The sequence below is a fragment of the Gracilibacillus halotolerans genome (assembly GCF_014206945.1).
Classification (GTDB): domain Bacteria; phylum Bacillota; class Bacilli; order Bacillales; family Amphibacillaceae; genus Gracilibacillus; species Gracilibacillus halotolerans.
Genome location: NZ_JACHON010000026.1, coordinates 21,179 through 27,737, shown reverse-complemented (window position 1 = coordinate 27,737; position 6,559 = coordinate 21,179). Strand labels below are relative to the sequence as shown.

The window sequence follows — 6,559 nt, the reverse complement described above, 5'->3', positions numbered from 1 at the left end:
GATGCCGATGTTTCGACATCTGACCTTGCTCGCTTAAAAGCTAGCATATTGCTTATATTTCTTACTCGTTGTTTGATTCAGTTTTCAATGATCAATTGCTCGTGCTGTTTTTGCGACAGCTTATATATCATATCACCATTTCAAGATGAGGTCAACACTTTTTTAAAAGTTTTTTCAGCATCCTTTAACGGAGAAGTGAATGTCACTTATTGAAGCGACGTTTTATAATATAACATCTATTCTTAATCAATGTCAACACTTTATGCTAAAATTCTTATTTCACTTAAAAACTCTTCTTTCACATTAATCGCGTTTCAAGTCTATATATTATAGGAAGAAAGGATAAGTAGAAGAGCTCCCTCTTCTACTCAATCACTGAATATTTCCGAGCCAAAATTACTTCATAGTCCGTTGCTTCTTCTACTACCTTGACTAAACTCTTCTCCGTTAAATACTCCAGCATACTTACTAAATCATACATATAAGGTTCAATCCGCTTTTCTGTTTTCAGTTCTGCAAACAACCAGGGTTCTTTACGTTCACTCATTATTTCTATTAAATGCTGTGAACAAACTTCCGTTCTTTCATTTAAAGCAAAATCTAGCGCTATTAACATTAGCTCGACTCTTTTCTTCAATTCTTCTGTATTTCTAAGTAGTTCCTCATAAATTTTATAGACTTCTGGATCAATTCGCTTCACTTGATTCCACACAACAACTTCAGGGAAGAATCCTTTTTCAATAACTGCAATTCTGCCTAAATAGTGAAGAGATTGGACAACAGCACTGTATGCATCTAAATAATCTCCGGTTTCATAGAGATTTTTCGCCTCACTATAGCTTCGTGTTATTTTCGAAAACTCGATTGCTAAACGCAGTTTACGTGTATCCATTGGAAACAATCGTAATCTTTCCTTTAAATTTTTTACATACTCATTTCGATCGAATAGAACCTTCCCATTAATCATCCACTCTGATGCGCGACGATAACGACTCGTTCGAATCCATTGAGTAAGCAATTCTTTATCTACTATATGAACAGCAACAAGTTTTTCATTAATTAGATAATGCTCTACTGCCCATTTATCTGTGGCTGCTTGTACGATAACTAATAATATGTAATCAAAATTATCTGTTTCGGGGCTAACCCGTCTTCTCTTTTCCATCATTAAAATCCCAAGTGTATTTGGATTGCTAGCTCTCTGTTGATAGAGCTGGCGTAACATATCATCCACATCATTCATCCTCTCTTATCTCTATTAATTAATATTCTTTATTTCGGCAAAAAAACCTTTTTTATGACATATAATATTTTAAAATTGTTACGAAAATGAGAAGTTTCGATTACCCAAATAGCCAGATAATGCGGTGTATGCTATACTGTTCGAAGAAATAGTTCTTTATTATGGAGGCTTTCATATGGCTGATATTACATATAGAAGTAAGATTAACAGGATTCGTACCTTTGCTTTAAGCCTTGTATTTATTGGTTTTATCATTATGTATGTAGGCTTATTATTTAGGAATATTGAATGGCTCATGCTTCTTTTGATGATTTTAGGTACCATTTCGATTGTGTTGAGTACCGTCGTATATTTCTGGATTGGAATGTTATCAACGCGAGCCGTTGTGATTGTGTGTCCTACCTGTGAGAAGCAAACAAAAATGCTTGGTCGCGTAGATGCTTGTATGCATTGTCGCCAACCTCTTACAATGGATAAAAGTTTAGAAGGTAAAGAGTTTGATGAGAAATATAATAGCAAAAAGAAGAGCCGCTGAGCAATCAGTGGCTTTTTTAATGGTTGGAAAATGTTTTAACAACGGATCGAAGTAGAGATTTCGTGTCTGAACTTCACCGCACTTTCGTCTCATCGTTCTATAAAATAAAAAAACACACGTGCAAAGTGAGCAACGCGTGTCCCCTCATTAAATAATTTGGTGCTTTTCATGTTTACATTCTTGGCAAACACCGTACACTTCCATGCGATGGTGACTTACATCGAATCCTGTTACTTGTTCTGCTAATGACTCGACTTCATCTAAACTTGGATAATGGAAGTCGACTATTTTCCCACAGCTTTCACAGATAATATGGTAGTGTTTCGTTGTATTCCAGTCAAAACGGCTCGAAGAATCTCCATATGTCAATTCTCGTACTAGGCCTAGTTCACGAAAGACGCGTAAGTTATTATATACTGTAGCAACACTCATATTCGGAAATTTACCTTCCAATGCTTTATATATATCGTCAGCAGTTGGATGAATTTCAGCTTCTATAAGAAATTCTAATACCGCATGACGCTGTGGTGTAATACGTACACCTGATTCTTTTAATTTCTCAATTGCATCTTGGAGCATATGTTCGGAATGTCCTGACACCGTCATGCACCTCACTTTCCCGTTTTTCTATGTTAGTTATGATTCTAATTTACCTATATTCTGTATTGATACGATTATTAAATTATAATTCTTATAAATAGTGTACTTGTTTGATAGCGGTTTTGTCAATACATCGCTATTTTTTCTCCTATATAGATTATTATGCACACATTAGTGGTTGTATTATTAGATAATACATTATTTCAGGAGTTGCAGATGAGTTTCTTAGGTGCGGAAAACGGAAGTTGTTTGTAATATCTAATGTTAGACAGTCACAATCTGATGTTTATTTTGAGTATCTAATCTTCAGAGTACTGAATCCAATGTTAATCGCGAATATCTAATCTTCAGAGTGTACAATCTCATGTTAGATGTAAATATCTAATGTTAGGCATGTACAATCCGATATTCCTACCTATAGAAAAAAGTGAGCAATAGCTGCCCACTTTTAGTTTAGTTCTTCTTTGATAAAGTTAAGTGCTTCTTCCACGTGTCCGTCTACACTTACTTTACGATATTCTTTACGGAGAACGCCGTCTTTATCAATAATAAATGTAGATCGAACAATTCCCATGTATTCTTTGCCAAAGTTTTTCTTCAATTGCCATACTCCAAATTGTTCTGCTACTTCTTTCTCTTCATCTACTAACAATTCAAATGGCAAATCATGCTTCTCGATAAATTTCTGGTGGCTTTGTTCCGAGTCTGGACTCACGCCGAGGATAACGGCATCCAATCCTTGAAATTTTTCATGGTTATCACGGAAATCACACGCTTGCGTTGTACAGCCAGGCGTATTGTCCTTTGGATAGAAATAAAGAACAACGTGCTTCCCTTTATAATCCGATAGTTTCACTGAGTTACCGTGCTGATTTTTTAATTCAAAATCTTGTACTGCTTGTCCAACTACTACTGACATCTTACATCCCTCCAAGATTCGTCTATACATTAAGGGTACTTGAAAAAGGAGGAACTCTCAACTATTTCGACAGCTTCGAATAATTTCTTTCAGCCTGTACACTTTCTTCCACAACCATACGTTGCTGGATGTGTTCTTCACTTTTGCCTTGCCAAATTTTCAAAAAAAATGCTGGAGGTAAGATATAACCAATCAAGGACTGGATTAACGCAAGCAGCCTCCCCCATCCTACTGGTGTAATATCCCCATAGCCTATTGTCATTAATGTAACACCACTGAAGTAAAAAGAATGTGCAAATGTTTCGAATGGTGATAAAACTTGCAACTCATTATTCTCTAATAAAACTACCCCTTGAAAGGATAAAATAAAATATAAACAAGCGAAGCTCGATAGAACGATAAAATAAACGATTAATAAAGTAAAAAATATTTCGTATGAAAAATAGCTGTGCTGATGGACTTTTCCAAATATAAAGGCATATAAACTACCAAGTACTAATACGATAATCAAACATATCGATATAGTAGCAATCAAACGGCAACCTCCTATATCAAGCAATTTTCTCATTGGTTCATTATACGTAAGCACCGTACAAGTCATGTCCGATTTGTATAAATAGTTGGACAAGCAACAGTTGTTCATCTATGCTTTCCCCGTGATATAATGAGAATTGGAATTTGGATAGATGGAGGTTACATAATGAAAAGAACGAATTCTCAAGCTTTACATAGTGAAGCTTTACAGCATATTGTCGGAGGAGTGAATTCTCCATCCCGTGCGTATCAAGCGGTTGGTGGTGGCTCTCCAATTTATATGGAAAAGGCAAATGGTGCTTACTTTTGGGATGTCGACGGAAATCAATACATTGATTACTTAGGAGCATATGGGCCAATTATTACAGGACATGCTCATCCACACATTACAGAAGCGATTCAAAAAGCAGCTGCAAATGGCGTACTATACGGGACTCCAACAAAGCTAGAAAATATATTTGCCAAGAAATTAAAAGAAGCAATTCCTTCTATGGATAAAGTGAGGTTTACAAACTCTGGAACAGAGGCGGTCATGACAACAATTCGTGTTGCTCGAGCGTTTACCGGTCGTGACAAGATTATTAAGTTTTCTGGTTGTTACCATGGTCATTTTGACGCCGTATTAGTTCAGGCAGGATCTGGTCCATCTACACTAGGAAATCCTGATTCCGCTGGTGTTCCACAATCTACAGCAAATGAAGTGATTACTGTTCCTTTTAATAATTTAGATGCTTTTCATGAGGCTTTAGAGCATTGGGGAGATCAGGTAGCAGCTGTTTTAGTAGAACCTATTGTAGGTAATTTTGGAATTGTCGAACCACAGGAAGGCTTCTTACAAGAAGTAAAACGAAGCGCACATAACGCGGGTGCTTTATTAATTTTTGATGAAGTAATTACTGCTTTTCGATTTACTTACGGATCAGCACAAGGGCTTGTTGGTGTTGAACCAGATATGACAGCATTGGGTAAAATTATTGGTGGTGGCCTGCCAATCGGCGCATACGGTGGTCGCGCAGATGTAATGGAGCAAGTAGCACCATTAGGTCCTGCTTATCAAGCTGGTACAATGGCAGGTAATCCTGCATCAATGGCTTCTGGTATAGCTTGCCTCGAAGTATTAGAAGATGCGAATGTGTACAAAAAGTTAGATGAACTTGGGGCAATATTAGAGGAAGGTATGCTTGCTGCTGCAAAGCGTCACCAAATCGATGTTACCGTGAACCGATTAAAAGGTGCGCTCACTTTATTCTTCGGGGAACATGAAGTATCAAACTATGATGAAGCCGAGGCAACAGATAGTGAAAAATTTGCTCAGTTCTTCCAATTGATGATCGAGCAAGGTATTAACCTAGCACCATCGAAATATGAAGCGTGGTTCTTAACCATTGCACACACAAAAGAGGATATTGAGAAAACCATCGAATGTATCGACAATGCATTCGCACAAATGGCGAAATAAATGATGAGAACCCGAGCCTAATACTTATAGGATCGGGTTTTTGACTCTTTCTCCGGCTTTATACCGAAAAAGCTTGTTACAATGGCAACGCCGGATAAAGCTGCTAAAAGTATATACATCCAACCTACTTCTTTTTCCATGAGTAGAGCAATAATTGGCGGACCCAATGCTACCCCTAAAAAACGCATACTACTATATAAGGAAGTAACCGTTCCGCGCACATCTTTTTCAACGCTCTCCGTAATGAGCGCATCCAATGCTGGGAGCGACAGACCAATACCAACACCAGCAGCAGATAATAAAATAAGATAAAGCCAAAATTTTTCCGCTTGCAAAAAGATAAGTGGAACAGCAGCAATCGCATTACCAATCACAATTGTCCATTTCATCGCTTTTTTTAGATTCCCTATCTTCTTACCTGTTAAAAAGGAAGCAATACATAAACAGAGCAAAGGAACCGCGAGAATAAATCCTTTCCACACACCAGAATAACCGAAATCATTCTCTAATAGCTCCGAGAAGTGGAAAAGAGCGCCAAATAAGACAAACATATTAATACAACCAATCAGAAAGACCGTAATCATCCACCTAGCGTGTTCCTTTAAGACTTTTTTAATCATCTGAAAAAATTCCTTTAATGTCTGCTTGTCTTTTTCCTTCTTTTCTTTCGGTGCTTTTACTAAAAATGCCACTAACAATATGGCAATTACACTAAAAACAGGGATGAATATAAAAGGCAAGAACCAGACTACAAGGGCTAGTAAGGCTCCAATTATAGGACTTAGCACTTTTCCAAACGTATTGGAGGTTTCTACAATTCCTAGTCCATGACTAACATCTTCTTCATCCTCGAACATATCCCCTACTGTAGGGATAACGACAGGAAAAGCTCCAGCAGCACCCAACCCTTGTAAAATACGGCCAACGATAATTAACCAGTAAGGATCATCCATTAACCAGCTTGCTAAGGCGGAAATTGCACCACCAATTGCTGTAATGATAAGGCTAGGGATGATTACTTTTTTCCTTCCAAACTTATCTGATAAATAACCAGCAATTGGTATAAATAATATCGCCATGAAGGAATATAATGTAATAATTAAGCTTGCCTGAAATGAAGTAATGTCGATTTCCTTCTCGATAATCGGTAGTACAGGTATGAGCATCGAATTACCAAGTGTCATCAACAAAGGTATAGATGCTAACGCTAATAAATCTAACTTTTTATCTTTCACGACTTTCCCTGCCATTCATTTGTATTTGTGAACC

At 37.2% G+C, this 6,559-nt stretch carries 7 protein-coding genes; 2 read left to right on the top strand and 5 right to left on the bottom strand.

Going from position 1 to position 6,559, the window contains the following annotated elements:
- Positions 1-364: 364 nt before the first annotated feature.
- Positions 365-1,225, bottom strand: a complete 861-nt coding sequence (locus GGQ92_RS15045; protein ID WP_246384533.1) for a nucleotidyltransferase-like protein — start codon at positions 1,223-1,225, stop codon at positions 365-367.
- A 193-nt stretch (positions 1,226-1,418) separates the two neighbouring features.
- Between GGQ92_RS15045 and GGQ92_RS15040 the strand changes: the two genes are divergently transcribed.
- Positions 1,419-1,778, top strand: a complete 360-nt coding sequence (locus GGQ92_RS15040; protein ID WP_184250894.1) for a YgzB family protein — start codon at positions 1,419-1,421, stop codon at positions 1,776-1,778.
- A gap of 147 nt (positions 1,779-1,925) precedes the next feature.
- Here GGQ92_RS15040 and perR read toward each other — a convergent pair whose 3' ends face one another.
- The 3 genes from perR to GGQ92_RS15025 all read right to left on the bottom strand — a co-directional run bounded on the left by perR (position 1,926) and on the right by GGQ92_RS15025 (position 3,832).
- Positions 1,926-2,357 carry a peroxide-responsive transcriptional repressor PerR gene (perR, locus tag GGQ92_RS15035; RefSeq protein WP_281380480.1) on the bottom strand — a complete coding sequence of 144 codons (432 nt, stop codon included), beginning with the start codon at positions 2,355-2,357 and terminating at the stop codon, positions 1,926-1,928.
- Between the two features lie 469 nt (positions 2,358-2,826).
- Complete coding sequence (bcp, locus tag GGQ92_RS15030) at positions 2,827-3,297, bottom strand: thioredoxin-dependent thiol peroxidase (RefSeq protein WP_184250873.1); 471 nt, start codon at positions 3,295-3,297, stop codon at positions 2,827-2,829.
- Between the two features lie 61 nt (positions 3,298-3,358).
- Positions 3,359-3,832 (bottom strand): potassium channel family protein, encoded by a 474-nt coding sequence (locus GGQ92_RS15025; protein WP_184250871.1) that lies wholly within the window; start codon positions 3,830-3,832, stop codon positions 3,359-3,361.
- A gap of 165 nt (positions 3,833-3,997) precedes the next feature.
- Between GGQ92_RS15025 and GGQ92_RS15020 the strand changes: the two genes are divergently transcribed.
- Positions 3,998-5,290, top strand: a complete 1,293-nt coding sequence (locus GGQ92_RS15020) for a glutamate-1-semialdehyde 2,1-aminomutase (RefSeq protein WP_184250868.1) — start codon at positions 3,998-4,000, stop codon at positions 5,288-5,290.
- Positions 5,291-5,307: 17 nt separating this feature from the next.
- On the opposite strand, the gene bcbE is transcribed toward GGQ92_RS15020, so the two are convergent.
- Positions 5,308-6,525 (bottom strand): bacillibactin exporter BcbE, encoded by a 1,218-nt coding sequence (bcbE, locus tag GGQ92_RS15015; protein WP_184250865.1) that lies wholly within the window; start codon positions 6,523-6,525, stop codon positions 5,308-5,310.
- Positions 6,526-6,559 lie beyond the last annotated feature (34 nt).

What these genes read in the sequence shown, in the direction of transcription:
- GGQ92_RS15045 (WP_246384533.1), bottom strand. Translation starts at nt 1,225, where the DNA reads ATGTTACGCCAGCTCTATCAACAGAGAGCTAGCAATCCAAATACACTT.
- GGQ92_RS15020 (WP_184250868.1), top strand. Translation starts at nt 3,998, where the DNA reads ATGAAAAGAACGAATTCTCAAGCTTTACATAGTGAAGCTTTACAGCAT.
- bcp (WP_184250873.1), bottom strand. Translation starts at nt 3,297, where the DNA reads ATGTCAGTAGTAGTTGGACAAGCAGTACAAGATTTTGAATTAAAAAAT.
- perR (WP_281380480.1), bottom strand. Translation starts at nt 2,357, where the DNA reads ATGCTCCAAGATGCAATTGAGAAATTAAAAGAATCAGGTGTACGTATT.
- GGQ92_RS15040 (WP_184250894.1), top strand. Translation starts at nt 1,419, where the DNA reads ATGGCTGATATTACATATAGAAGTAAGATTAACAGGATTCGTACCTTT.